The 930-nt window shown below is 49.9% G+C and carries 1 pseudogene; it reads right to left on the reverse strand.

Annotated elements, in window-relative coordinates:
- Window positions 1–930: pseudogene (fucI, locus tag HMPREF1627_RS01960) on the reverse strand (L-fucose isomerase); the annotation flags it as partial.

Below are 930 nucleotides of genomic sequence, written 5' to 3' on the forward strand. Positions count from 1 at the left end.
TTCTCGGTAGCAAAAACGTGAGGCTGGTTTGGTCCGTTCCAATCGAAAGACGTATTCAGCATGGTTTCCATAACATCGCCATTGGGATAGAAATCCGTCCACTGTCGCTGTCCTTGGAAGCCTCCAACAATTGCGTTGTGACCTGATGCCTCTTCTTCATATCCAAGGTCGGCAAGCTTCTCGTTACCATCTAGCAAGTCACGGGCAATAAGCCACATCTTGGTAGAGAAGTCGAGCTGAGCCTGAGCTTCTTCTTCCGAAATTATGTCTTCAGGCAGGTTCCGGTCTTCGCCAAAGTTCATATTCGCCATGAACTCGCGAGCTACCTTGAACTCTTCTGGATCGTAAATTCCCAGTTCAATGCGACGAGCCAGCTCAGTCATGTCCACTGACTCTACGCCCATACCCAAGAAGCTGCGCACGAAGTCGTGATCAACAACGGATCCAGCAATCCCCATACACTGCGAACCAATTTGCAGGTAGTTCTTACCACGAATCGTGCCGACCGCTAGAGAAGCCTTTGCGAACTGCAAAATTTGTTTCGCTACATCCTCCGGAATAGAAGTATTATCTGCATCCTGAACATCCTTTCCGTAGATTCCGAAGGCAGGTATACCGATCTGCGAATAAGCAGCTAGCGCCGCAGCTAGGAAGACTGCTCCTGGACGTTCCGTTCCGTTGAATCCCCAGATTGCGTGCTGGATGAGCGGATCTTCATTCATCACTTCGGTTACGTAGTTCCAACAAGAGGTTACTGTAAGCTCTCCAGCGACGTTCATTGTGCGTAGCAGCTCGTCGCACTTAGCCGCTTCTCCTGCACGCCCAATCGTATGAGGATATACGTACACTTCAACAGGATTACCATCCGGATACTTCAGGTTGGCAGAGATCAACTCTCCGGCAGCCTTGGCCAGATCCATTGTTTGATCT

The sequence above is a fragment of the Actinomyces sp. S6-Spd3 genome (genome assembly GCF_000758755.1).
Taxonomy (GTDB): domain Bacteria; phylum Actinomycetota; class Actinomycetes; order Actinomycetales; family Actinomycetaceae; genus Pauljensenia.